The organism is Pseudomonas nicosulfuronedens (assembly GCF_005877905.1).
GTDB classification, from domain to species: domain Bacteria; phylum Pseudomonadota; class Gammaproteobacteria; order Pseudomonadales; family Pseudomonadaceae; genus Pseudomonas; species Pseudomonas nicosulfuronedens.
In genome coordinates, this window is record NZ_SWDV01000010.1 from 141,790 (window position 1) to 165,354 (window position 23,565).

General features: G+C 64.3%; 24 protein-coding genes and 1 pseudogene. 11 read left to right on the forward strand and 14 right to left on the reverse strand.

The genetic code is table 11. The features are described 5' to 3' along the window. Nucleotides 1–53 precede the first annotated feature (53 nt). A complete protein-coding gene (locus tag FAS41_RS10045; protein ID WP_138521760.1) occupies nt 54–1,400 on the forward strand; it encodes an NCS2 family permease in 1,347 nt (448 codons plus the stop codon). Between the two features lie 107 nt (nt 1,401–1,507). Here FAS41_RS10045 and FAS41_RS10050 read toward each other — a convergent pair whose 3' ends face one another. The 3 genes and pseudogenes from FAS41_RS10050 to uraH all read right to left on the reverse strand — a co-directional run bounded on the left by FAS41_RS10050 (nt 1,508) and on the right by uraH (nt 3,809). Beyond that, on the reverse strand, nt 1,508–2,686 hold the full coding sequence (locus FAS41_RS10050) for a PAS domain-containing sensor histidine kinase (RefSeq protein ID WP_246084858.1): 1,179 nt from the start codon (nt 2,684–2,686) through the stop codon (nt 1,508–1,510). Further along, a pseudogene (locus FAS41_RS31370) lies at nt 2,684–3,304 on the reverse strand (response regulator); the annotation flags it as partial. The gene FAS41_RS10050 and the pseudogene FAS41_RS31370, both read right to left, overlap by 3 nt. 151 nt (nt 3,305–3,455) lie before the next feature. Further along, on the reverse strand, nt 3,456–3,809 hold the full coding sequence (gene uraH, locus FAS41_RS10055; protein WP_045209039.1) for a hydroxyisourate hydrolase: 354 nt from the start codon (nt 3,807–3,809) through the stop codon (nt 3,456–3,458). Nucleotides 3,810–4,219: 410 nt separating this feature from the next. Between uraH and puuE the strand changes: the two genes are divergently transcribed. From puuE to FAS41_RS10085, 5 genes are all read left to right on the forward strand, one after another. Continuing rightward, the gene (gene puuE / locus FAS41_RS10060) at nt 4,220–5,155 is read left to right on the forward strand and encodes an allantoinase PuuE (protein WP_138521765.1); all 936 of its coding nucleotides are present in this window, start codon (nt 4,220–4,222) and stop codon (nt 5,153–5,155) included. Further along, nucleotides 5,152–5,667 carry a 2-oxo-4-hydroxy-4-carboxy-5-ureidoimidazoline decarboxylase gene (uraD, locus tag FAS41_RS10065; protein ID WP_015477806.1) on the forward strand — a complete coding sequence of 172 codons (516 nt, stop codon included), beginning with the start codon at nt 5,152–5,154 and terminating at the stop codon, nt 5,665–5,667. The genes puuE and uraD overlap by 4 nt, the downstream gene beginning before the upstream one ends. Nucleotides 5,668–5,736: 69 nt before the next feature. Continuing rightward, a complete protein-coding gene (locus FAS41_RS10070; protein WP_138521768.1) occupies nt 5,737–6,243 on the forward strand; it encodes an ureidoglycolate lyase in 507 nt (168 codons plus the stop codon). A gap of 53 nt (nt 6,244–6,296) precedes the next feature. Continuing rightward, the gene (locus FAS41_RS10075; RefSeq protein ID WP_138521771.1) at nt 6,297–7,637 is read left to right on the forward strand and encodes a urate hydroxylase PuuD; all 1,341 of its coding nucleotides are present in this window, start codon (nt 6,297–6,299) and stop codon (nt 7,635–7,637) included. A 441-nt stretch (nt 7,638–8,078) separates the two neighbouring features. Next, nucleotides 8,079–9,425: a nucleobase:cation symporter-2 family protein gene (locus FAS41_RS10085; RefSeq protein WP_138521773.1), complete on the forward strand. Its 1,347-nt coding sequence runs from the start codon at nt 8,079–8,081 to the stop codon at nt 9,423–9,425. A gap of 106 nt (nt 9,426–9,531) precedes the next feature. Here FAS41_RS10085 and FAS41_RS10090 read toward each other — a convergent pair whose 3' ends face one another. Then, on the reverse strand, nt 9,532–11,175 hold the full coding sequence (locus tag FAS41_RS10090) for a methyl-accepting chemotaxis protein (RefSeq protein WP_425049011.1): 1,644 nt from the start codon (nt 11,173–11,175) through the stop codon (nt 9,532–9,534). 64 nt (nt 11,176–11,239) lie between these two features. Beyond that, the gene (locus FAS41_RS10095; RefSeq protein ID WP_138521777.1) at nt 11,240–11,581 is read right to left on the reverse strand and encodes a hypothetical protein; all 342 of its coding nucleotides are present in this window, start codon (nt 11,579–11,581) and stop codon (nt 11,240–11,242) included. Nucleotides 11,582–11,772: 191 nt separating this feature from the next. Between FAS41_RS10095 and dusA the strand changes: the two genes are divergently transcribed. Next, complete coding sequence (gene dusA / locus FAS41_RS10100; RefSeq protein ID WP_138521779.1) at nt 11,773–12,789, forward strand: tRNA dihydrouridine(20/20a) synthase DusA; 1,017 nt, start codon at nt 11,773–11,775, stop codon at nt 12,787–12,789. 62 nt (nt 12,790–12,851) lie between these two features. Continuing rightward, nucleotides 12,852–13,772, forward strand: a complete 921-nt coding sequence (tal, locus tag FAS41_RS10105; RefSeq protein ID WP_138521781.1) for a transaldolase — start codon at nt 12,852–12,854, stop codon at nt 13,770–13,772. A 65-nt stretch (nt 13,773–13,837) separates the two neighbouring features. Here the strand turns inward: tal and rssC are convergent, their stop codons facing one another. The 4 genes from rssC to FAS41_RS10125 form a co-directional block, all read right to left on the reverse strand. Continuing rightward, on the reverse strand, nt 13,838–14,320 hold the full coding sequence (rssC, locus tag FAS41_RS10110) for an anti-sigma factor antagonist RssC (RefSeq protein WP_138521783.1): 483 nt from the start codon (nt 14,318–14,320) through the stop codon (nt 13,838–13,840). Next, nucleotides 14,317–15,501 (reverse strand): two-component system response regulator RssB, encoded by a 1,185-nt coding sequence (rssB, locus tag FAS41_RS10115; protein ID WP_045209020.1) that lies wholly within the window; start codon nt 15,499–15,501, stop codon nt 14,317–14,319. Before rssB ends, rssC begins: the two co-directional genes overlap by 4 nt. Nucleotides 15,502–15,682: 181 nt before the next feature. Further along, nucleotides 15,683–16,387 carry an MlaA family lipoprotein gene (locus FAS41_RS10120; RefSeq protein ID WP_138521785.1) on the reverse strand — a complete coding sequence of 235 codons (705 nt, stop codon included), beginning with the start codon at nt 16,385–16,387 and terminating at the stop codon, nt 15,683–15,685. Between the two features lie 169 nt (nt 16,388–16,556). After that, nucleotides 16,557–17,273 carry a UTRA domain-containing protein gene (locus FAS41_RS10125; RefSeq protein ID WP_138521787.1) on the reverse strand — a complete coding sequence of 239 codons (717 nt, stop codon included), beginning with the start codon at nt 17,271–17,273 and terminating at the stop codon, nt 16,557–16,559. Between the two features lie 111 nt (nt 17,274–17,384). On the opposite strand from FAS41_RS10125, the gene pcrP reads away from it, so the two are divergent. The 3 genes from pcrP to FAS41_RS10140 all read left to right on the forward strand — a co-directional run bounded on the left by pcrP (nt 17,385) and on the right by FAS41_RS10140 (nt 19,048). Next, complete coding sequence (gene pcrP / locus FAS41_RS10130) at nt 17,385–18,128, forward strand: HAD superfamily inactivated hydrolase PcrP (protein WP_138521789.1); 744 nt, start codon at nt 17,385–17,387, stop codon at nt 18,126–18,128. Continuing rightward, entirely contained in the window at nt 18,125–18,706 is a 582-nt protein-coding gene (locus FAS41_RS10135; protein WP_138521791.1) for a phosphonate degradation HD-domain oxygenase, read from the forward strand. The genes pcrP and FAS41_RS10135 overlap by 4 nt, the downstream gene beginning before the upstream one ends. A gap of 78 nt (nt 18,707–18,784) precedes the next feature. After that, on the forward strand, nt 18,785–19,048 hold the full coding sequence (locus FAS41_RS10140) for a DUF4404 family protein (RefSeq protein ID WP_138521793.1): 264 nt from the start codon (nt 18,785–18,787) through the stop codon (nt 19,046–19,048). Nucleotides 19,049–19,119: 71 nt separating this feature from the next. On the opposite strand, the gene queF is transcribed toward FAS41_RS10140, so the two are convergent. The 5 genes from queF to FAS41_RS31320 form a co-directional block, all read right to left on the reverse strand. Beyond that, nucleotides 19,120–19,950: an NADPH-dependent 7-cyano-7-deazaguanine reductase QueF gene (gene queF, locus FAS41_RS10145; RefSeq protein WP_138521795.1), complete on the reverse strand. Its 831-nt coding sequence runs from the start codon at nt 19,948–19,950 to the stop codon at nt 19,120–19,122. Between the two features lie 216 nt (nt 19,951–20,166). Beyond that, a complete protein-coding gene (locus FAS41_RS10150; RefSeq protein ID WP_138521797.1) occupies nt 20,167–20,874 on the reverse strand; it encodes a copper resistance protein B in 708 nt (235 codons plus the stop codon). A gap of 9 nt (nt 20,875–20,883) precedes the next feature. Beyond that, nucleotides 20,884–22,575, reverse strand: coding sequence for a copper resistance system multicopper oxidase (locus tag FAS41_RS10155; RefSeq protein WP_138521799.1), 1,692 nt, complete (start codon nt 22,573–22,575; stop codon nt 20,884–20,886). A 14-nt stretch (nt 22,576–22,589) separates the two neighbouring features. Continuing rightward, complete coding sequence (gene copI / locus FAS41_RS10160; protein ID WP_138521801.1) at nt 22,590–23,141, reverse strand: copper-resistant cuproprotein CopI; 552 nt, start codon at nt 23,139–23,141, stop codon at nt 22,590–22,592. Between the two features lie 172 nt (nt 23,142–23,313). Further along, nucleotides 23,314–23,445 (reverse strand): co-regulatory protein PtrA N-terminal domain-containing protein, encoded by a 132-nt coding sequence (locus FAS41_RS31320; RefSeq protein WP_017517502.1) that lies wholly within the window; start codon nt 23,443–23,445, stop codon nt 23,314–23,316. Between the last annotated feature and the right edge of the window lie 120 nt (nt 23,446–23,565).

The window sequence follows — 23,565 nt, forward strand, 5'->3', positions numbered from 1 at the left end:
GTGAACCAGCCGACGGCAAGGGACCAACAACAAGAGCGTTGAGGAGTACCGCTGTGGAAAGCACCAAACAAGAACAACAAGCCTTTGCATCCAGTCCCCCCGCCACCGGCCTGCTCGAACGCCTGTTCAAGCTCAGCCAGCATGGCACCACCGTGAAGACCGAACTCGCCGCGGGTCTCACGACCTTCATCACCATGGCGTACATCATCTTCGTCAACCCCAACATCATGGCCGACGCCGGTATCGACCATGGTGCCGCCTTCGTCGCGACCTGCCTTGCCGCAGCGCTCGGCTGCTTCCTGATGGGCCTGTACGCCAACTGGCCGGTCGGCCTGGCGCCGGGCATGGGCCTCAACGCCTTCTTCACCTACACCGTGGTCAAGACCATGAACTACAGCTGGGAGATCGCGCTGGGCGCGGTGTTCATCTCCGGCATCGCCTTCATGATCCTGACCTTCTCGCGCATCCGCGAATGGCTGCTCAACAGCATCCCGGTCAGCCTGCGCTTCGCCATGGGCGCCGGCGTCGGCCTGTTCCTCGGGCTGATCGGCCTGAAGACCGCTGGTATCGTCGTCGCCAGCCCCGCCACCCTGGTCCACCTGGGTGACCTGACCAGCCCCGGCCCGCTGCTGGCCGCGATCTGCTTCCTGATGATCGCGGTGCTGGAATACCGCCGCGTGTTCGGCGGTATCCTGATCAGCATCCTCACTGTCACCGTGGCCGGCATCGCCCTGGGTATCGTGCAGTTTGGCGGCGTGTTCTCCATGCCACCGAGCCTGGCGCCGACCTTCCTGGCGATGGATATTTCCGGCGCGTTCAACGTGACCATGATCAGCGTCATCCTGGCCTTCCTCTTCGTACACATGTTCGACACCGCCGGCACCCTGATGGGCGTCGCGCAACGTGCTCACCTGGTCCGTGAAGACGGCCGCATCGAGAACCTGTCGAAGGCGATGAAGGCCGACAGCACCTCCAGCGCTTTCGGCGCGGTGCTGGGCGTTCCGCCGGTAACCAGCTATGTGGAAAGTGCCGCGGGTGTTGCCGCCGGTGGCCGCACCGGCCTGACCGCCGTAGTGGTGGGCTTGCTGTTCGTCGCCGCAATGTTCTTTGCCCCGCTGGCCGGCATGATCCCCGCCTACGCCACCGCCGGTGCGCTGATCTACGTCGCCATGCTGATGATGGGCGGCATGGCCCACATCGACTGGAATGAGCACACCGAAACCATCCCGGCCATTGTCACCGTGATCATGATGCCGCTGACCTTCTCGGTCGCCGACGGTATCGCCCTGGGCTTCGTCACCTACGTGGCGATGAAGGTCTTCACCGGCCGCCACAAGGACGTGACCATCAGCCTGTATGCACTGTGCGCGATCTTCGTGGCGAAATTCATCTTCCTCTGATCACGGCGAAGCGCGCAAAAAATGGCCCCGGCGATTGCCGGGGCCTTTTCCTTTTCGCGGTCAACGTCATCCGGCGAAAAGCGCCTTTCACGAGCGGATCAGTCACATCAAGTCGCAGCGCTCGCCAGCAAGACCTTGAAACTGATCTCGGTGCCGACACCCAGTCGGCTGACCGCACCTATCTCGCCGTCCATCAACTCCACCAGACTGCGGCACAGTGCCAATCCCAGACCGGTACCGCCACTCTCGATGCGCTCCCCGTCCAGACTGAACGCGAAAGGTTCGAACAGCGTCGCCAACTCGGCTTCGCCTATGCCGAAGCCGCTGTCGATGACATCCACCTGAACCTCGACTAACCCTTTGCCGCACCCCCGTGCGCACAACCGCACGCGTATCGAACCGTTGTCGGTGAACTTCAGCGCGTTATCCAGGAGGTTCTGCAGGATCTGCCGCAAACGCAGCGGGTCGCCCCAGACGTTCGGCTCCAGCGCCAGGTCAAGATCCACGTCCAGCTTCAGCCCCTTGGCCGCGGCTGCCTCCCGCACCATGGACACCTGGCGCTCCACCAGCGCGCGCAAGTCGACCGGCTCCTCGGCCAGGGGAAGTCTGCCTGTCTTGGCGCGGCTCAGCAGGTTCAGGTCATCGAGAATATGCAGCAGGTTCTGCGCCACGGAGCGCGCCACGTTCAGCGGTTCACGGCGACGCTGGGGATCCTCCTGGTTCAAGGCCAGATCGATCATCGCGACGATATTCTGCAGGGGCCCCTGCATCTGTCCCCCCATACCGGCCAGGAACTGGGTTTTTCCGCGACTGATCGTTTCGATGCGCGCATTGGCGTTGCGCAGGGCCCGTACCAGGTCGTCCTGGTCGGTGATATTGATCGCGCCGCAGACCGCCCCGAGCAGGTTTCCATCCACGTCCCGATAGGGCCGTCCCCAGTGGTGATAGACCCTGCGCCCATTCACCGTATGGATTTCGACGTCAGCGTCATAAGGCTCGCCGCTGCCGATGGAATCAATCAGGCTTTTACGAATCAGCTCTTCTTCCCCGGAATCCGCGAATACGCCGAGTTCGCCTATCCGCTTCCCCACGACCGCCTCCTGGGGTAGCCCGAGGATATCCAGTACAGCCTGATTGCAGAACTGCACGCGAGCATCCGTTCCACGAATCGTCGTCGGAAAAGGCAGCGAACCAATCACATGGCGCAAGGATTCCAGTTCGCGCTGCTGCTCCTGGGTCAACAGTACCTCGGCAGACTCCGACTGCTCCGGTGCACCACCTTCCACCAGGCCGTGCCGGCGCCCGATGTCGATCAGCTCCACCAGCGACTTGGCATGCAGCTTCTGCATCAGGCGCACCTTGTAGGTGCTGACGGTCTTGTCGCTGATCGAGAGCTGATCGGCGATCGCGATATTGCTCATGCCCCGCGCCAGCAGCTGCAGAACGCTCAACTCACGTACCGACAGGCCCTTGAGCAGATCACCATGCCCCGCCTCCTCGGCTGCACTGACGCTGCCCAGGGCGTGACTGGGGAAATAGCTGTGGCCCTGGGCAATCGCACGCACCGCCTCGCGCACGGCCTGCGGATCCTCCTGCTTGCTGACGAATCCGGCGGCGCCGGCGGTCAGGCAACGTCCGGCGAAGTACTCGGAATCCTGCGATGTAAGCACCAGCACCTTCACCGGCGACTCCTGTGCCACCAGTCGCTGCAGGACTTCCAACCCACCCAGGCGCGGAATCGACAATTCGAGAATCATCAGGTCAGGTTTGCACTGCCGCACCTGGTGCAGGGCGTCAGGGCCGTTATCCGCCTCCCCGACGACTTCATGACGATCGGCCTCCATCATCAGGCGCAAGGCGTGCCGCGTTACCGGTTGTTCTTCGACGATCAGAATTCTACTCATGGGGCTCTCGGACAAGGTGGTTCCAGATAGTTCTAGACCAGCCCCGCCGAGCCTGCTGCCCGAAGAAATCCCAGGCAAAAAAAAGCCCGCAGTGTGGGCGGGCTGAGGAAGACTCCACGAAGAGTCCGGGGGGAAGACCTACGGGCGGGGACTAGCTACCGCGATAGGTCGAATAGCTGTAGGGAGAAATCAGCAGCGGCACATGGTAGTGGTCGCTTTCCGAGGCGATACCGAAGCGCAGCACGACCTGGTCGAGGAACGCCGGCTGGGGCAGCTCGACGCCACGGGCGCGGTAGTAGTCGCCGGCATTGAACAGCAACTGGTAGACGCCGGCGCGGAAGTCCTCACCCTGCAGCAGCGGCTCGTCGCAGCGGCCATCGTCGTTGGTCACGCGGGTGGTGATCAGTTCCAGCTGCTGGCCTTCGACGCGGTACAGCTCGATCTTGATGCCGTGGCCAGGGCAGCCGTGGGCGGAATCCAGTACGTGAGTGGTCAGGCGTCCCATGGGCTTATCGGTGTCCTGCGGCGGAGCCGGCCGACACCTTCCTCCTCTGTCTTGTTGATGCGAATGAGCGAGCCGCCAGTGGAGCAGCTCGCCAGGGTGTTTGGGTGAAGCGAATATACCCATCCGCACATTTGATTGTATACAAAAAAGTAATTCAACCCGGCAAAAACCCTCTGCTGCACCGTCCGGCCCCGAGACCGAAAACCACTCGCAAAGCCAGCGCAGCCCGCGCCGGAACAGATCACGCCATGCATTCTGGTCCCTCCGAATGCTGACGAACGGAATGAAACGACCGTTGCGCAGATTGTATTTACAGACCGCTCAACATTTTGTATACAATGCACCCATCAACGGCAGCGCACAGTCCACCGACCCGGCGCCGACCGCCAACCACAAGAAGGAACACTGCAGTGAGCGCTGACTACCCACGCGACCTGATCGGTTACGGCAACAACATCCCCCATCCGCACTGGCCGAACGATGCGCGCATCGCCCTGTCCTTCGTCCTCAACTATGAGGAAGGCGGCGAGCGCAACATCCTGCATGGTGATGCCGAATCCGAAGCTTTCCTGTCCGAAATGGTGGCCGCCCAGCCGCTCAAGGGCGAGCGCAACATGTGCATGGAATCGCTGTACGAGTACGGCAGCCGTGCCGGCGTGTGGCGCCTGCTCAAGCTGTTCCGGAAGTACGACCTGCCGCTGACCGTATTCGCCGTCGCCATGGCCGCCCAGCGCCATCCGGAAGCGATTCGCCAGATGGTCGCAGACGGCCATGAGATCTGCAGCCACGGCTACCGCTGGATCGACTACCAGTACATGGACCCGGAGCAGGAGCGCGAGCACATGTTCGAAGCCGTGCGCATCCTCACCGAACTGACCGGCCAGCGCCCGCAAGGCTGGTACACCGGACGCCTGGGCCCGAACACCCGCCGCATCGTGCGTGAGGACGGCAACTTCCTCTATGACTCCGACACCTACGACGACGACCTGCCCTACTGGGACCCGGCGAGCACTGCCGAGAAGCCGCACCTGGTGATCCCTTACACCCTGGACACCAACGACATGCGCTTCACCCAGGTGCAGGGCTTCAACAAGGGCGACGACTTCTTCGAATACCTGAAAGACGCCTTCGACGTGCTCTATGCCGAGGGTGCCGAGGGCGCACCGAAGATGCTCTCCATCGGCATGCACTGCCGCTTGCTGGGCCGTCCGGCGCGCATGGCCTCGCTGGAGCGTTTCATCCAGTACGTTAAGGGTCACGAGAAGGTGTGGATCACCCGCCGCGTCGACATCGCCAAGCACTGGCACGAGAACCACCCGTTCAAAGCGCAGGAGAACCTGGCATGAGCCGCTTCCAGACCCTGACCCCGGCCAGCCTCGACCGCGCCGCCTTCGTCGCCACCTTTGCCGACATCTACGAGCATTCGCCGTGGGTTGCCGAGAAAGCGTATGACCTGGGCGTCGACGACAGCCTCAACGACATCGAACTGCTGCAGCAGCGCATGGCCGACATCCTCCTGTCCGCCAGCCACGAAGCCCAACTGGCCTTGATCAACGCGCACCCGGACCTCGCTGGCAAGGCCGCGATCCGTGGTGAGCTGACCGCTTCCAGCACCGCCGAACAGGCCGGCGCCGGCATCCAGGATTGCACTGCCGAAGAGTTCGCCCGCTTCACCGAACTCAACGACGCGTACAAGGCCAAGTTCGGCTTCCCCTTCATCAAGGCGGTGAAGGGCAGCAACCGCCACCAGATCCTGGCTGCGTTCGAAGAGCGCATCCACAACACGCCGGAGCAGGAATTCCAGACCGCCCTGGCGGAGATCAACAAGATCGCGATGTTCCGCCTGCAGCAACTCTGAGCGAGCGGACCTTCACTCCCTTTCCCACTGGAAGGGGCCCATGCGAACAACGAAATAAGAAGACCAGCCATGCGTACCCTGAAGATCGAGCCGTTGACCAAGGAAGCCTTCGCACCGTTCGGTGATGTCATCGAAACCGAAGGCAGTGACTTCTTCATGATCAACAACGGCTCCACCCGCCGTTATCACAAGCTCGCCACCGTCGAAACGGCGCAGCCCGATGACAAGGCAATCATCAGCATCTTCAGCGCCGAGTCCCTGGAGATGCCGTTGCGCATCCGCATGCTGGAACGTCACCCGCAGGGCAGCCAGGCGTTCATTCCGCTGCTCGGCAATCCATTTCTGATCGTGGTCGCGCCCCTTGGCGATGTACCTGTATCGGGCCTCGCCCGCGCTTTCCTGTCCAACGGCAAGCAGGGCGTCAATTACCACCGCGGCGTCTGGCACCACCCGGTGCTGACGATCGAAAAGCGGGATGACTTCCTGGTGGTCGATCGCAGCGGTTCTGGCAACAACTGCGACGAGCATTTCTTCACCGAGGACGAACAGCTCCTCCTCGACCCCCAAGCGAACTAATAAGAGAGGCCCGCCTGCCGCGACGGCGGCACCCGGGCAAGAGGTAAAAAACTGTGGAAGCACATCTCATCGAATGGCTGAACCTGCTGGTCCGCTGGATCCACATGATCGTGGGTATCGCGTGGATCGGCGCCTCGTTCTACTTCGTCTGGCTGGAAAACAACCTCAACCGCGCCAACCCGCGCGAGGGACTTTCCGGTGACCTCTGGGCGATCCACGGTGGCGGCATCTACCACCTGGAGAAGTACAAGCTCGCCCCGCCGAAAATGCCGGACAACCTGCACTGGTTCAAATGGGAGGCCTACTCCACCTGGATGTCGGGTGTCTGCCTGCTGACCATCGTGTTCTACCTGAACCCGACGCTGTACCTGATCGCTCCGGGCAGCGACCTGGCTCCGGCCGCCGCCGTGGCTATCGGCATCGGCTCGCTGATCGCCGGCTGGTTCGTCTACAGCACCCTGTGCGACTCCCCGCTGGGCAAGAAACCCGCCCTGCTCGGCGCCATCCTGTTCGGCCTGCTGGTCCTCGCCGCCTATCTGCTCAGCCAGGTGTTCAGCGGTCGCGGTGCTTACCTGCACGTCGGCGCCATCATCGGCACCATCATGGTGGGCAACGTGTTCCGTGTGATCATGCCGGCCCAGCGCGCCCTGGTTAAGGCCATCGAAGAAGGCCGCGAGCCCGACCCGGTGCTGCCGGCCAAGGGCCTGCTGCGCTCGCGCCACAACAACTACTTCACCCTGCCGGTGCTGTTCATCATGATCAGCAACCACTTCCCGAGCACCTACGGCAGCCACTACAACTGGCTGATCCTGACCTGCATCGCGGCGCTGGCAGTGATCGTGCGTCACTACTTCAACACCCGCCACGAAGGCAACGGCATGGCCTGGGCCCTGCCCGCCGGCGCCGTCGGCATGATTGCCCTGGCCTTCGTCACCGGCCCGAACTGGCCGAGCAGCGACACCTCCTCCAGCACCGCGCAGGCGCCGAAGGTCGACTACCAGCCGCTGCCGGAAACTGCCATCGGCGGCAAGACCCCGGCCGAACGCGCCAAGGACGAGGAAGCCGCCAAGGCCGCCGCTGCCCAGCAGGCTCAGGCCGCTCCGGCCCAGGCGTCCACCGGCGCGGGTTCGACCGAAGGCTTCGACAAGGTCCACCACGTCATCCAGGAACGCTGCGCCGTGTGCCACTCGGCCAAACCGACCAGCAACCTGTTCAGCACCGCGCCGGCTGGCGTGATGTTCGACACCCCGCAGCAGATCCAGCAACTCGCCCCGCGCATCCAGGCGCAGGCCGTGGCTTCGCAGGTGATGCCGCTGGGCAACATCACCCAGATGACCCCGGAGGAGCGCAAGCTCGTTGGAGACTGGATCTCCAAGGGCGCCCAGGTTAATTGAGCCTGCGGCACGGCCAGAGAAACCGCACCCTCGGGTGCGGTTTTTTTATGCCCTCGAAATGCCCGACCGCCCCTGTAGGAGCGAGCTTGCTCGCGAACAGAACCTCCCGACGCACCGGAGCGACAGGGAGCGCGTCCATTCGCGAGCAAGCTCGCTCCTACGAAAAGCGCCCTCTGAAACAAAAAATGTAGTCCACTCGACCAATGGCTACAGAATTGCTGAAGCCAGGAAACATGCGGCCTAGAGCTATGCAGAACTATGGAGACAGAACGTGACCGGCGAGTTGTATACAAAAATCGATTGAACGTAATACACATCGCGTTTATAAAGTCCCGCACCGCTTCACCCGCTCGGCCCCGGGGGTGAGATCGGCCAGTACTTCCCGGTTGTCGTGCCCGTCCGGCAACCAGCGACTGACAACAATAAAAACCGAGGTGTTGCATGTCCGTGGTAACTGAGCGCTCCCATACCGGCTCGCCCGTCGACCAGCGTTTGCCCTTGCTGCAGCTGCTGCTGGTCGGCTTCCAGCACGTTCTACTGATGTATGGCGGCGCCGTCGCCGTCCCCCTGATCGTCGGCCAGGCCGCCGGTCTATCCCGTGAAGAAATCGCCTTCCTGATCAACGCCGACCTGCTGGTCGCCGGCATCGCCACGCTGGTGCAATCGCTCGGCATCGGCCCGGTGGGCATCCGCATGCCGGTGATGATGGGCGCCAGCTTCGCCGCCGTGGGCAGCATGGTCGCCATGGCCGGCATGCCCGGCGTCGGCATGACTGGCATCTTCGGCGCCACCATCGCCGCGGGCTTCTTCGGCATGCTCATCGCACCGTTCATGAGCCGCATCGTGCGCTTCTTCCCGCCTCTGGTGACCGGCACCGTAATCACCTCGATCGGCATGTGCCTGTTCCCGGTGGCGATCAACTGGGCCGGCGGCGGCAAGGCGGCCGCCAACTTCGGCGCCATCGAATACCTCGCCCTGTCGTCCTTCGTGCTGGCGGTGATCCTGCTGATCAACCGTTTCCTGAAAGGTTTCTGGGTCAACGTCTCGGTGCTGATCGGCATGCTGCTGGGCTACATCATCGGCGCCAGCATGGGCATGGTCAGTCTGGACGGCATCGAGCAGCGCCCGTGGTTCGACGTGGTCACCCCGCTGCACTTCGGCACGCCGGAGTTCCATCTCGCCCCGGTCCTGTCCATGTGCCTGGTGGTGGTGATCATCTTCGTCGAGTCCACCGGCATGTTCCTCGCCCTGGGTAAGATCACCGAGACCGAAATCTGCCCCAACCGCCTGCGCCGCGGCTTGCTGTGCGATGCCGGCGCATCGTTCATCGCCGGCTTCATGAACACCTTCACCCATTCCTCGTTCGCCCAGAACATCGGCCTGGTGCAGATGACCGGCGTGCGCAGCCGCTACGTCACCGCCGCCGCCGCGCTATTCCTGATTGCCCTGTCGCTGCTGCCCAAGGCCGCCTTCCTGGTCGCCTCGATTCCGCCAGCGGTGCTGGGCGGAGCTGGTATCGCCATGTTCGGCATGGTCGCCGCCAGCGGTATCCGCATCCTCCACGAAGCGGACATCGTCGACCGCCGCAACCAGCTGCTGGTGGCGGTGAGCATTGGCATGGGGATGGTGCCGGTGGTGCGCCCGGACTTCTTCGCCGCCCTGCCCCAGTGGATGGAGCCGATCACCCACAGTGGCATCGCGATGACCGCGATCTGGGCCGTGGTGCTGAACATCCTCTTCAACATCCTTGGCGAACAAGGCCGCGACGCCCTCTGCGGGCATCACTGAAACCCTTTCGCGGGCGTCTCCCGGACGCCCGCACCCAGCCGCGTATACTCCTTCGCGGCTTTTTTTCGCCTGCGGCTCTTAGCAGGAGCGGGCCAGCCCCTGGGGCTCAGACTTCCGGACGGTAGCCCAGGCGCAGTCCACCCCACTGGCGTCCACGCACATAGATCGGCACCGAAAGATCGTGCATCAACTCGCCGGTATCACGGCAGTAGGTCTGCAGCAGCATTGGCTGATTGTGGCTGCCACAGCGCACGCCGGTGCGGTCGTTGAACAGCCGCTTGCTACGGCTCTTGAGCATGTCCACCTGCAGGTCGCCGCTCGGCGGATGGCTGAACGCCTGGTTGTGCGTCGGCACATAACCCTCGGCGGTACAGGCGATGGCGAACACCAGCCCTTCGTGGCGTTGCAGCAGGTCTTCCTGGATGCGCGGCAGCACCTCGTCGGTATAGCGGTCGAAACGCGTGCGGAACTTCTGTGGGCGGGTGCCGGGCAGCGGCTGGTAATCGCGGTCGAACAGGTCGTCCTGGCCGATGCGCCCGGTGTCGATATCCGTCTCGAAACGAGCACCAATAGCCTGCGCACCAGCACGGGCCAGGTCATAGATGCGCTGGTGGTAATCGTCCAGCGCGACCTCGGCCAGGCGCTCGCTGATCATTTCCGCCTGGGTTTCCAGCTGGACCGCTGCATCCGCCAGTCGGTGCGTTTGCTCATCGCTGACGCGCAAATCGCCGCGCACCTGCTCGACGGCAGCGAACAGGCTGTCCAGTTGGTTGCGGTTGATCTCCGCACCCTCGGCGATCTCGGTGATCTGGGTCTCCACGGTCGCGGCCAGCCCGGCGATATCCTGCAACTGACGGCCGGTGCTCTCTACCTGGTTGACGCCCAGGCCCAGATCGTCCGTAAGCTGGCGGATCTGCTCCACCACCTCCCCTGTCTGGCGCTGGATATCCTCGATCATCTGCCCCACTTCGTCAGTGGCCTCGGCAGTGCGCCCGGCCAGGCCGCGCACTTCCTCCGCGACCACGGCGAAGCCACGGCCGTGCTCGCCCGCCCGCGCCGCCTCGATGGCTGCGTTGAGGGCCAGCAGGTTGGTCTGGCTGGCGATGGACTGGATCACCTGGGTGACACGCTGGATGTCCTCGCTGCGCGCGCTGAGCGTCTCGATCAGCGCACGGCTGGCGCTGGCGCGCTGGCTCAACTGGCGCATGCAATCGATGGCGGTCTGCAACTCGCTGCGCCCGGCGTCGCTACCTGCACGAGCCAGGGTCGCCGCCTCCTTCGCCTGACGGGCCAGGTTCGATGTGGCGCGCTCGGTGTGGATCATCACCTCGGCGCTGCCGACGATCTGCTCAGCGGCCACCACCTGGGACTCCAGCTTTTCCACCAGACGCTGTACCGAGAAGGACACCCCGGCGGCGGACAGCGCATTGCGGCTGGTGCCCTGTGACAGCTCGCGGGTCAGCTCGGCGACATCCGGCAGTACCGCCAGCGCTCCGGCCGACACAGCACGCTCGGGGATGAACCACGGCCCCCAAAGCAGCAAGGCAGTCAGCAGCAGGCACAACGACAATGACCAGCCGCCCAGCGCCTGGGCGATGAACAGCAGCACCAGGCCGCAAGTCTGCAGGGTAAGGATGAGGACGATACGCGGACGCGCGATATCCATGGCGGCAGCTCTCTTCTGGCGGGCCCTGCCGCTGCGCAACGCGGGCGCGCTGCCGGGGAGCCCGATTATTCTTGTCAGAGCCATTAGGCCGCCTGCTGCACCGGGCGGCTATCGTTCCTTAGTGGTAGACGAGGCGCTGCTTGAGTCGCTAAAGGCAACTGCGCGCCGCCTGTGTAATCGGATCGTCCGGGCTCGGTGCGCTGCGGCGGTAGAGCACCACATCACTGCCCCTGTCCGCTGCCGTCACCTCCAGCAGTCCCTCGGTGGTATCGTCCGAGGCGGCCGGCACCAGCAGCCGGTAGCCAAAGCGGATTTCCTTCACCGCCGACGCGGGACGTATTGCCCGCCATTTCGGCAGCAGGCAGGTCATGTAGACCGAGGGCGACTTGCCGCTCTCCAGCCGCAATGCCGGCGCCTCCTCCTTCAGTTTGCCCGGCGAGGAACAGGCGGCCAGCAGGATCAGCGGCAGCGTCAACATTAGGGGTTTCATCGAGTGAGATCCTTCTGTCAGGAATCCAGAGGGTAGCAGCTCAGCTCGTGCTGACCGCCCTATCAGGTCAATCCCGACCTCGACCGCCTGCCGGTTTCCGTGCGCTGCGCCGGCAACCCCGGTAAAATCACCGCCCTTTCCGTCAGCGCGAGCGATTTCGCGCCCCTTGCGAAGCCAGATATTCAGTCACCATGAGCACAGCCGCGACCACTGCAGCACCGACCGCCACCGCCCGCCCCGAGCCCTCCCGCCGCTTCTCCGTGGCGCCGATGATGGATTGGACTGACCGCCACTGTCGGTACTTCCTGCGCCAGCTCTCCAGCCACGCGCTGCTCTATACGGAGATGGTCACTACCGGTGCCGTGCTGCACGGCGACGCTGTGCGCTTCTTACGCCACGACGAATGCGAGCACCCGCTGGCGCTGCAACTGGGCGGAAGCAACCCCGCCGACCTGGCGGCGGCGGCAAAGCTGGCCGAAGCAGCTGGCTACGACGAAGTGAACCTGAATGTCGGTTGCCCCAGCGACCGTGTGCAGAACAACATGATCGGCGCTTGCCTGATGGGCCATCCGGCACTGGTGGCGGATTGCGTGAAGGCCATGCGTGACGCGGTATCGATCCCGGTGACGGTCAAGCACCGCATCGGCATCAACGGCCGCGACAGCTACGAAGAGCTCTGCGACTTCGTCGGCCAGGTCCGCGACGCCGGCTGCCGCAGCTTCACCGTGCATGCACGTATCGCCATCCTCGAAGGCCTGTCGCCCAAGGAAAACCGCGAGATCCCGCCGCTGCGCTACGACATTGCCGCGCAGCTCAAGCGCGACTTCTCGGAGCTGGAAATCATCCTCAACGGCGGCATCAAGACCCTGGAAGAATGCCGTGAGCACCTGCAGGTGTTCGACGGCGTGATGCTCGGCCGCGAGGCGTACCACAATCCCTACCTGCTGGCCCAGGTCGATGCCGCATTGTATGGTTCGCAGGAACCGGCCATCACCCGCGCCGAAGCCCTGGCGCGGATGCGCCCGTACATCGAGCGACACATCGCCGAGGGCGGCGCGATGCACCACGTGACCCGCCATGTCCTGGGCCTGGCCCAGGGATTCCCGGGGGCACGACGCTTTCGCCAGCTGCTCTCGGTGGACGTTCACAAGACCAAGGATTCCCTCGCACTGCTCGATCAGGCCGGAGAACTTCTCGCCGGTCACTGAGTCCCGTTGAGTGGCGCATCGGCCTCGGGTAAGGTCGATGCACTCTCTACGGAAGACGCGCCATGACCTCCAAGCTGGAACAACTCAAGCAGTACACCACGGTTGTCGCCGATACCGGCGATTTCGACGCCATTGCCCGCCTGAAGCCGGTGGATGCCACCACCAATCCCTCGCTGCTACTGAAGGCCGCCGCACTGCCGCGCTATACCGAGCATCTGGCCCGCGCCACCGAAGGTGCGCAGGGCGACGCCGGTCTCGCCTGCGACCGCTTCGCCGTCGCCGTGGGCAAGGACATCCTGGGCGTTATTCCGGGGCGCATCTCCACCGAAGTGGACGCCCGTCTGTCCTTCGATACCGAAGCGACGCTGCAGCGCGCGCACCGCCTGATCGAGCTGTACGACCAGCAGGGCATCGGCCGCGACCGCGTGCTGATCAAGATCGCTTCCACCTGGGAAGGCATCCGCGCCGCCGAGCAACTGGAGCGCGAAGGCATCCAGACCAACCTGACCCTGCTGTTTTCCTTCGCCCAGGCTGCGGCCTGCGCCGACGCTGGCGTGTTCCTGATCTCACCCTTCGTCGGGCGCATCTACGACTGGTACAAGAAGGCCAACAACCGCGATTACACGGGCGCGGAAGATCCGGGAGTGCAGTCCGTTTCGCGCATCTACCGCTACTACAAGGCAAACGGCTACGAGACCGTGGTGATGGGCGCCAGCTTCCGCAACCTCGGCCAGATCGAACAGCTCGCCGGCTGCGATCGACTGACCATCAGCCCGGACCTGCTGCAACAGCTGGCCGACGCCCAGGGCGAGCTGCCGCGCGCACTGCAACCCGGTGGCGGCGAGGCGCGCCAGGTGTTGGACGAGAGCGCCTTCCGCTGGCAGATGAATGAAGACGCCATGGGCACCGAGAAGCTGGCCGAGGGCATCCGCCTGTTCGCCCGCGACCAGGAGAAGCTCGAGGCGCTGCTCGCCGACCGCTGAAAGCTGAGGACGAGCAAAAGCAAACCGGCGCCCCAGGGCGCCGGTTTGCATTGGGGCTCATCGAATCAGTGGCGCTCTAGCGCGCTCACCAGATCGTGGAAGGCCTCGCGGTTGGTCTCGTTCAGGCCCATCAGGATACGGTGGGCTTCGAGCACCTTGCCGCGCACCACCTCCTCGGACTGGTCCTGGGGAGGCAGATCGGTCAGGCAATCCGAACACGGAACCGGGCGATCAACAATGTTGAACACCTGGTCGAAGCCCATCGACTGCAGCAGCCGGGTGATGTCCGCGTTAGTGGTAACCAGCGTGGGCAACAGGCCGACCTTCTGCCGCGAGAGAATCGACAACTTCGCCAGGAGGCCCAGCGTGGTGCTGTCGATGCTCTGGGTTTCCGTGAGATCGATGATGATCGCCGAGAAATTCAACGCGGCGAAGATTTTTTCAATGGTGGCATCCAGCGCCGAACACAGGGTCAGTCGGACTTCGCCCACAAACTTCAGGACAAATGAGCCATCCTGCTCGGCGAACTGGATTTTACCGGTACTCATGCAAGGTTCCTGCTCAACACCAGCAAGGCAATATCATCCGGCATCTCGGACAACTTGGCCAGTCCGAAGACTTGACGCAGGCCGTCCAGGGTTCCGCCGGCGGCGACGACCTGCTCGGGCAGGGCCGTCTCCTTTTCCTTCAGCGTAGCTCCCGGAAGGACGTCGAGAATTCCGTCCGAGAACAGGGAAAGGCTGAAGGACTTGGGAAGATCGAGGACATGATCCTCGTAAGTCGCTTCGTCGAACAGCCCCACCGGCAGGCCACGGCCTTCCAGGTAACGGGCTTCGCCGTCGACATAAAGCACAGGCAAAGGCAGGTGACCGCCGATGCTGTAGGTCAGACGATCGGTATCCAGGTCGATCACGCCACCGAGCATGGTCACGTGCTTGCCCAGGTTGCAGTTGATCAGCCCACGGTTGATGTGGCCGAGAACGTCCGACGGCTTGAATTCCGGCAACATGTCGTTGCGCTTGGATTCGTACAGCAGCCGCGTGGTCATGAACTTCAACAGCACGGTGACGAACGCCGACGAAGCGCCGTGGCCGGAGACGTCGGCCAGGTAGAAGCCGATGCGGCGAGCATCCACGCGGAAGTAGTCGACGAAGTCACCCGACAGGTACAGCGACGGGATGATCTGGTGGGAGAAGGCCAGGCCTTCGGACTCCCACGGCGTCTCCGGCAGCATGTTCATCTGTACCTGGCGACCGGCGTTCTGATCTTCCTGGAGCAGGTTGAGGCTGGCCTGCAGCTCGCGGTTGGCGGTTTCCAGCTTCTCGCGGTAGCGGCGGTTTTCCGAGCGCAGGAAGGCGCGATCCAGGGCACGGCGTACCGAGTGTTCCAGGACGGCGAGGTCTTCCAGCGGCTTGATCAGGTAGTCGGCGGCGCCCAGGCGCAGCGCTTCGACGGCGTCGCTCATGACGCCGGCGCCGGACAGCACGATCACCGGGGTTTCCACCGCCATCTCGCTGACCCGACGGATCAGCTCGAGGCCGTCCATCTGCGGCATGCGCAGATCGCAGATCACCAGGTCGGGGAGTTCGTGCTCGAAGACTTTCAGGCCTTCCAGGCCGTTGGTGGCCTGTGTGACCTTGAATCCGCTGTCTTCCAGGTAGGCGGCGAGGCTTTCGCGGACGACGTCGTCGTCATCGATAATCAGCAGCGAGGCACTGGCTTTGTGCATGGGTCATCCAGGCAAACGGCGCCGGGGTTGTGGTTTGGCGCTCATTCTAGGGAACAGCGGCGCGGGTCGGTCGCGACAAGGCGCAGACACTACTCCCATCCGCTCAAGGGTTCAAGCAGGCACCGCCCGCGCCACGATTGGCGCGGGCTGGAGGACAGGAAAGGTCTGCCGCCAAGGAGGATCAGAAGTCGTCTTCGACCTCGCCATCCTTGACCTTGAACTCGCGGTTCTGCAGGTAGGCATTGCGGATGAAGGTGTACTTGTCGCCGCTGATCAGCTTCTCGGACTTGAGCAGGTCGGCGCGGGTATCGACCACGTTGACACCGCGCAGGCTGTTACGCACCGATACATTATCGATATAGGGATACGGGCCGGTGTAGGCGTCCGGGATCAGCGAAGGTGCATCGCGCAGGGTGCTCGGGCCCAGCAGCGGCAGCATCACGTAGGGGCCGCTGCCCACGCCGTAATGGCCGAGGGTCTGGCCAAAGTCTTCGTCGTTGCGGCGCAGCCCCATGTGGGTGGCCACGTCGATGAAGCCCGCCAGGCCGAAGGTGGTGTTGAACAGCAGGCGGCTGGTGTCGACGCCAGCGTCGCGGAATTTCAGCTGCAGCAGGTCGTTGACCAGGTTCTTCACGTCACCGATGTTGCCGAAGAAATTGTGCACGCCGTCCTGTACGACGTTCGGGGTGACGTACTGGTAACCCTGGGCCAGCGGTTTGAGCGCGTAGGTGTCGAGGGTGTCGTTGAAGGTGAAGATCGGGCGGTTGATGCTTTCCCACGGATCATCTTCGCTGGCGGCCTGGGCCACGAAAGGGAGGGTGGCAAGGCCAGCGGCGGCGAGCAGGCTGAAGCAGCGTTTCGTCCATTGGACGCCTAGTGGGCGCATCGGGAGTTCTCCAGTGAATGTCTATCGGGCCAGCCATGGCGGCCCCGCTATGCGGGCAGATTATATAGAGGCGCAACGGATTTGCAGACCCGGAACGATCTCGCAGGATTTCGATTCGGAGTCACGCACTGCCGTTTCGCTGGCTTCCAGTTGAAAGCATAGTGCCACTTCAGTCGGGATACCGTGCGTCGATGACAATTTCCAGCGCATCGGAGCGCCAGAACTCCTGGTCCCACTCCACCAGCCGGCCGTCCTCGACATAGCTGGCGCGTTCCACATACAGCCCAGGCGAGCCCGGCGTCAGTTGCAGTGGAGTCGCTCGCGCCGCCACCAGCGCCGTGGAATGCATAGCCAGCTCGGAGCGCGACAGGCTCAGCCCTAGCGCCTCACGCAATACACGGGTGAGCGAGGTATCCAGCCCGTGGTCGAGCAGACCTGGGCACCAGCTGGCATCCAGGGTGATTTCCTCGAGCATCACCGGCCGCTCATCGACCCAGCGTCGGCGCAGGATGTGGAAGACCTCGGCCTCTTCATCCAGCCCCATGCGGCGTCCGAGTGCCGGCCCAGCGGCGCGGCGTTCAGCAGCCAGGACCTCAGTACGCGGGACGCGCCCCTGAGCCTCCACGTAATCCATGAAGCCGGTGGTGCGCGTCGGGTTGTAGCGGATGCGCGGTGGCGAGACGAACCAGCCGCGGCGGTTCTCGCGGTACAGCAAGCCTTCGGTCTCCAGCTGCTGCAACGCTTCGCGCAGGGTCACGCGGGTGCAGCAGAAGCGCTCGGCCAGCTCGCGTTCGGCAGGCAGTCGCTGGCTCAGGGAGGTGTTGGCGATGTCCTGCGCCAGCTGGTCGCGAATGCGCAGGTAATGGGGCATGGGTTCGACCGGCATGGGCGTCTTCCGCAAAAAGGCGCGGCGATTATAACGGCATGCGGAGGACTTCATCGGACCGTCACATTGGCCCGCTAGTCTGGCCTAGACCAATTATCAGAAAAGCCCACCATGCCTGCGACTGCCGACCTTCCGCGTTTCACTACCCTGCTGTTCGGACTGTCGGGCGACCTGGTGGATTTCGGCGCAAGGACGCTGCCGGTAGCCCTGCAACGTACCTGCCCCGATTGTCCACCGGAACGCCTGACCAATGCCCTCACCCTGCCCCCGCAGGATGCCCTGGACCTTGCCCTGGGCCGCCGTGCCGATACCCAGGAGCGCAGCCGCTTCCAGTCCGCCCTGAACGATGCTGCCCAGGCCCACGCCGAGGCCACTCCAGGGGCCCTGGACGCCCTGCAGACGCTGCACCAGCGCGGCGTACCCTGCGCCTGGCTCGATGAGCTGCCCAACGCCGCCGCGCAGCACCTGGCCGGGGCCCTGGACGATCACCTGGCGACCGGCCTCGAGATTGCTGGCCGCCAATGGCCTGCGCCGGACTCCTGCTGGCAGGCACTGATGCAGTTGGACAGCCCACATCTGGACGGCTGCGTGCTGGTCAGCGGCCAGCCGCGCCTGCTCCAGGCGGGCCTCAACGCCGGCCTTTGGACCATCGGCCTGGCCGCCAGCGGCCCCCTGTGCGGTCACGCACCGGGAGACTGGGACGCCCTGGGCAACCTCGACCGCGACCGCCTGCGCGCCCAGGCCACTCTGGGTTTGTATCGCCTGGGCGTGCACTCGGTCATCGATCACCTGGGCGAGCTGGACTCCTGCCTGCAGGACATCGCCGGCCGCCGCCTGAAAGGAGAAAAACCATGAAGCACGAACGCCACCGCTTCCTCGACGAGCTGGCCGAACGCTTCGCCAGCCACGGCGCCGAACCTTACGGCGAGGCCGTCAGCCAAGGCGAGCACGCATTGCAGTGCGCCACCCTGGCCGAGCGCGCCGGTTGTTCCGACAGCCTGGTGATCGCCGCCCTGCTCCACGACATCGGCCACCTGTATGAAGACCCGACGCTGATCGAGGAACACGACCAGCGCCACGAAGAGTTCGGCGCCAACCTGCTGCGCGAGCTGCTGCCCGAAGCCGTCTGGCAGCCGATCCGCCTGCACGTGGCCGCCAAGCGTTACCTCTGCGCGGTCGATCCCGCCTACCACGCGGGACTTTCCTGGGCCTCGCGGCAGAGCCTGGCGCTGCAGGGCGGGCCGTTCGACGAGCGCGGCGCCAGCGCCTTCCTCAACGCCCCCTTCTCCCAGGACGCGCTGACCCTGCGCCGGCTGGACGACCTGGGCAAGGACCCGGCGATGCGCACGCCGGAGCTGGAGCACTTCTTCCCGCTGCTCGAACGTCTCCTGCGAATTGATCGGCATCAGGCAAGGGTGCGCGCGGCGAGTTAAGCTCAAAGGCATGGCGATGGACCTTTTCCCTGCCGGGCGAGGTCCATCTTTGGGTACGTACCGCAGAAGGACACCACCATGCCGACACAACGCCTCCAGGAAGAACTCCAGGCCCTGCGCGAGCAGCTGGAGCGCCAGCCGCCGCTGAACGCGGAAGAGCGCGAATCGCTGCAGGCCCTGATCAAGGACATCGAGATGCAGCTGGCCAACGAGGAGGCGCTGGCCGACGAGACCCTGATGGACAACGTCAACCTGGCCGTGGAGCGCTTCGAGGCGAGCCACCCGACGCTGGCCGGGACGCTCCGCTCCATTGTGCAGAGCCTCGCCAACATGGGCATCTAGACCTGCCTGTCATGAAAAAACCCGGCCTTGGCCGGGTTTTTTGTATCTGCGCTTTACTGACGCAGTGAGCCTTACTGGCGCACCAGCCGGCGATTGTCCGGCTGCACCGCTTCGCTGCTGCGGTAGGGGTTGATGTCCAGCCCACCACGGCGCACGTAGCGTGCATAGACAGTCAGGCGGGTCGGCTGCAGCAGGCGTTGCAGGTCGAGGTAGATGCGCTCGACGCACTGCTCGTGGAAGTCCTGGTGCTGGCGGAAGGATACGACGTAGGCCAGCAGGCTCGCTGCATCCAGCGCCGGCCCCGTGTATTCCACGACCAGGGTGCCCCAATCCGGCTGGCCGGTGACCGGGCAGTTGGATTTGAGCAGGTGGCTGTAGAGCACTTCGTCGACGCGACGGGTGTCGTCGCAGCGCAGCAGTTCCGGGCGCGGATCGTCGTAGCTCTCCACCTCGACGTCCAGGTCGTCGACGCAGGTACCCTCGATGACGGCCACGCCTTCGCCCGCCACCTCGTCCAGACCGCGCACGCGCACGCTCACCGGCGCACCAGCGGCGGCGGACAGGTCACGCTCCATCACCGCACGCACGGCTTCGGCATTGTCGAAGGCGGTCTGGTTCAGCGAGTTGAGGTAGAGCTTGAAGGACTTGGACTCGATGATGTTCGGCGACTGCGCCGGAATCGCGAATTCGCCGATGGCCACCACCGGCTTGCCCGAGGAAGTCAGCCAGGACAGCTCGTAGCAGTTCCACAGGTCGACGCCCTGGTACGGCAGGGTTTCCGCGGTCAGGCCCAGCTCTGCCCACTTGGTGGTGCGGGAGATCGGGAACAGCAGCTCCGGCGCGTAGGTGGAGACATATTCGCTGGATTTGCCCAGGGGCGAGTGTTCGGCGGGATGCTGCATGGGGAAGACCTGCTGGATCGGCGATGCGGGTGGTAACGCGAGGCGGCGAGTGTATACAAATCCGCCGGCCCTTTCAGCCTCCGGCGGACGAGCCGGATATTCCGACGTATCCAGCATGCGCCTTTGTAGGATGGGTGGAGCGGAGCGATACCCATGCTGCGTGCGCACCGAATCGATGGGTATCGCTTCGCTCCACGCCATCCTACGTCGGGCCAGTCAGAACCACATTCGCACGCCTGCGACCCAATAACCTTGCTCGTCATCCTCACCCTCGGCACGGGCGATATCGCCGCTGCGGCCATAGGTCTTGCTCCAGACGTAGCCGAAGTACGGCGCAAACTCCCGGCGCACTTCGTAGCGCAGCCGCAAGCCCGCCTCCAACTCGCTGCCACCGGCACCCACGCCAAGATCCCGGTCATCGGCCAGCGCCAGGTTGTATTCCAGCGAGGGTTCGAGGATCAGCCGCTGGGTCAGCAGCAGCTCGTATTCGGTTTCCAGGCGCAGGGATGGGTCGCCGCGCTCGCTGAGGAACAGGTTGGCGTCCACCTCGAACCACTGCGGTGCCAGCCCCTGGAGACCGAGAACGGCATAGGTGCGCGACGGCCCCGGTTGGTCGTCATGGCGCACGCCCACCTGCCAGTCCCAGAAGTCTGCGGCCATGCGCTGATAGAGCAGTTGCACCTCGTTGTCGGTAGTCGGGCCGCCGGCGGCGCGCTCGCCTTCCAGCTTCAGGCGCAGTTTCTGGTAGTCGGTGCCGTACCAGCCCTGGGCTTCCCAGCCCAGGGCCTGGTCGTTGCCATGGAAACGGCTTTCCAGGCGCTGGATCAGCAGCGAGCCCATGGGCATGTCGTCCATCTCGGCACTTTCAGCGGGCAAGGCCAGGCCCAGGGTCGCCGCGCAGGCCACCGTTGCTATGCGTTTCATGGCGGTTCCTCAGAGGCTGGCGCTGGCGGGAGCCGGCTCGACGATGACCTTGCGCATCATGCCGGCGGCCATGTGGTAGATCAGGTGGCAGTGGAAGGCCCATTCGCCCAGTGCATCGGCGGGCACGTCGACGTCCAGGGTGCTGCCCGGCGCCACGCTGACCACGTGCTTGAGCGGGTTGAAGCGGCCGTTGCCCTTGTCCAGCTGCATCCACATACCGTGCAGGTGCATGGGGTGGGTCATCATGGTGTCGTTGACGAAGCGGATGCGCACCCGCTCGCCGTAGGTCAGGCGGATCGGCTCGGCCTCGGAGTACTTCTTGCCGTCGATGGACCAGAAGTAGCGCTCCATGTTGCCGGTCAGGCGGAACTCGATGATGCGATCCGGCGCGCGGTAGTCGGCGTAGGGGCGCATGGCCTTGAGGTCCGCGTAGACCAGCAGGCGATTGCCCGGCGCGGCCGGTTGCGGCGTCAGCCCGCTGCCCGGTGCGTAGTCGGACTTCGGCGCGGCAGCACCCATGTCCGAGTGATCCATGCCGGCCATCTGCGAGTGGTCCATGCCCTGCATGGTCGAATGATCCATCCCGGCCATGCCCGACGCTTTCACGTCATCGCCCTGCCCATCCATCGCCATGCCACTGTGGTCCATGCCTTCATGGCTCATGCCCATGTCGGCCATGGTCAGCAGCGGCCGTTCGCGCAGCGCCGGCACCTCGGCCACCATGCCTTTGCGGGGTGTCAGGGTGGCGCGGGCGTAGCCGCTGCGGTCCATGGCTTCGGCGAAGAAGGTGTAGGCGCGGTCTTCCTGCGGCTGGACGATCACGTCGTAGGTCTCGGCCACGGCGATGCGCAACTCGTCGACTGTCACCGGCTGCACGTCGTTGCCGTCAGCCTGCACCACGGTCATTTTCAGGCCGGGAATGCGCAGGTCGAAATAGCTCATGCCCGAGCCGTTGATGATGCGCAGGCGCACGCGCTCGCCAGGCTTGAACAGGCCGGTCCAGTTCTGCTCGCTGTCCTGGCCGTTGACCAGGAAACGGAAGCCGGCAATGTCGGCGATGTCCGTCGGCGTCATGCGCATGCCGCCCCAGTCCAGGCGGTCGCGCAGGGTTGCCATGAAGCCATTGGCGCTGGAGTCGGCGATGAAGTCGCCCAGCGTGCGCTGGTTGCGGTTGTAGTAGTCGCTCTGCTTCTTCAGGTTGGCGAACACGGTTTCCGGCCGGGTGTCGTGCCAGTCGGCCAGCAGCAGGGTGTACTCGCGATCGTAGCGGTACGGTTCGCGCGCCTTCGGCTCGATCACCAGCGGGCCGTAGAGCCCCTCGATCTCCTGGAAGTCGCTGTGGGCGTGGTACCAGTAGGTGCCGGACTGCTTCACGGTGAAGCGGTAGGTGAAGGTCTCGCCGGGCTTGATGCCGGGGAAGCTGATACCCGGCACACCATCCTGGGTATAGGGCAGGATCAGCCCGTGCCAGTGCAGCGAGGTGTCACGGTCGAGGGTGTTGGTGACGCGCAGCTCGACGTCCTCGTCCTCCTTGAAGCGCAGCTCCGGCGCGGGCGTGCGGCCATTCACCGTCAGCGCCTTGCGGGCGCCGTCGGACAGTTTCAGCTCGCCCTCGCCAATCGTCAGGTCATACACGCCCGCCTGCACCGCCAACGGTGCCAGCAGCAACGCCCCCAGGGCCCATTCCCTTGCGCGGATCATCTCGGCGCTCCCGCTCAGGGCTTGACGGTCAGTTTGCCGACCATGCCGGCCTGGTAGTGCCCCGGAATGTTGCAGGCGAACTCCAGGCTGGTGGCCTTGCTGAAAGTCCAGGTCAACTCGGCGGTCTTGCCCGGCTCCACCAGCACGCTGTTGGGGTCATCGTGCTTCATCATCTGCCCCATCGGCTTATCGCCATGGCCCATCTTGCTGTGGTCCATCTTGCTCATGTCGTGCTGCATACCGGTGGGGGTGAGCATCCCGGAGTCCATCATCTGCTGCATTTCCTTCTGGTGACCGGCGTGCATGGCGGCACTGCCCAGGTTGAACTCATGCAACAGACTGCCCGTGTTGTGGATGACGAAACGCACGGTTTCGCCCGGCTTCACGTCGATGCTCTCCGGCTCGAAGAACATCTCGCCCAGCTTGACCTCCACGGTGCGTGTGGCCTGGGCAGCCTTGGCCGGCTTGCCGAAGTCATAGGCGTGACCGGCATCGGCCAGGGCCGGCAGGCTGATGGCGGCGGCAAGACCGATGACGGAAGCTTGGAGCAGATGGCGCAGGGACATGGCGAATCTCCTTTCTGGAATGCTGGCCATGGTCGCTGTCGACGGCTGAGGGTTACCTGTCGGGAAGATTACAACTCTGTCAGCTTGGCGCCCGCCCGCTCGACACGGGGTATAAAGAGGGCGAAAAAAAGCCCGCCGAAGGGCGGGCAAGGGGCAGCACGATGAAGCAGTTTCAGCAGGCCTGGCGCACCGTGGCGGCCTGTTCCTGCATGCGCTGGAAGGTGATATCCCCTCCCCCGTCAGCCAGGGCTGGCGTGACGGGGAAGAACAGCACGGCAAACAGCGTGGAGATGATCAGGTGCATGGCGGGCTCCTCGAAGACGCTGAACAATGAACTCACTGCCAGTGTGCAACGCGGACGCTGTCAGTTCGCTGACCGCCCCATTACCCTGATGACAGCCGCGCCCCGAGCGCCTGAATGGAT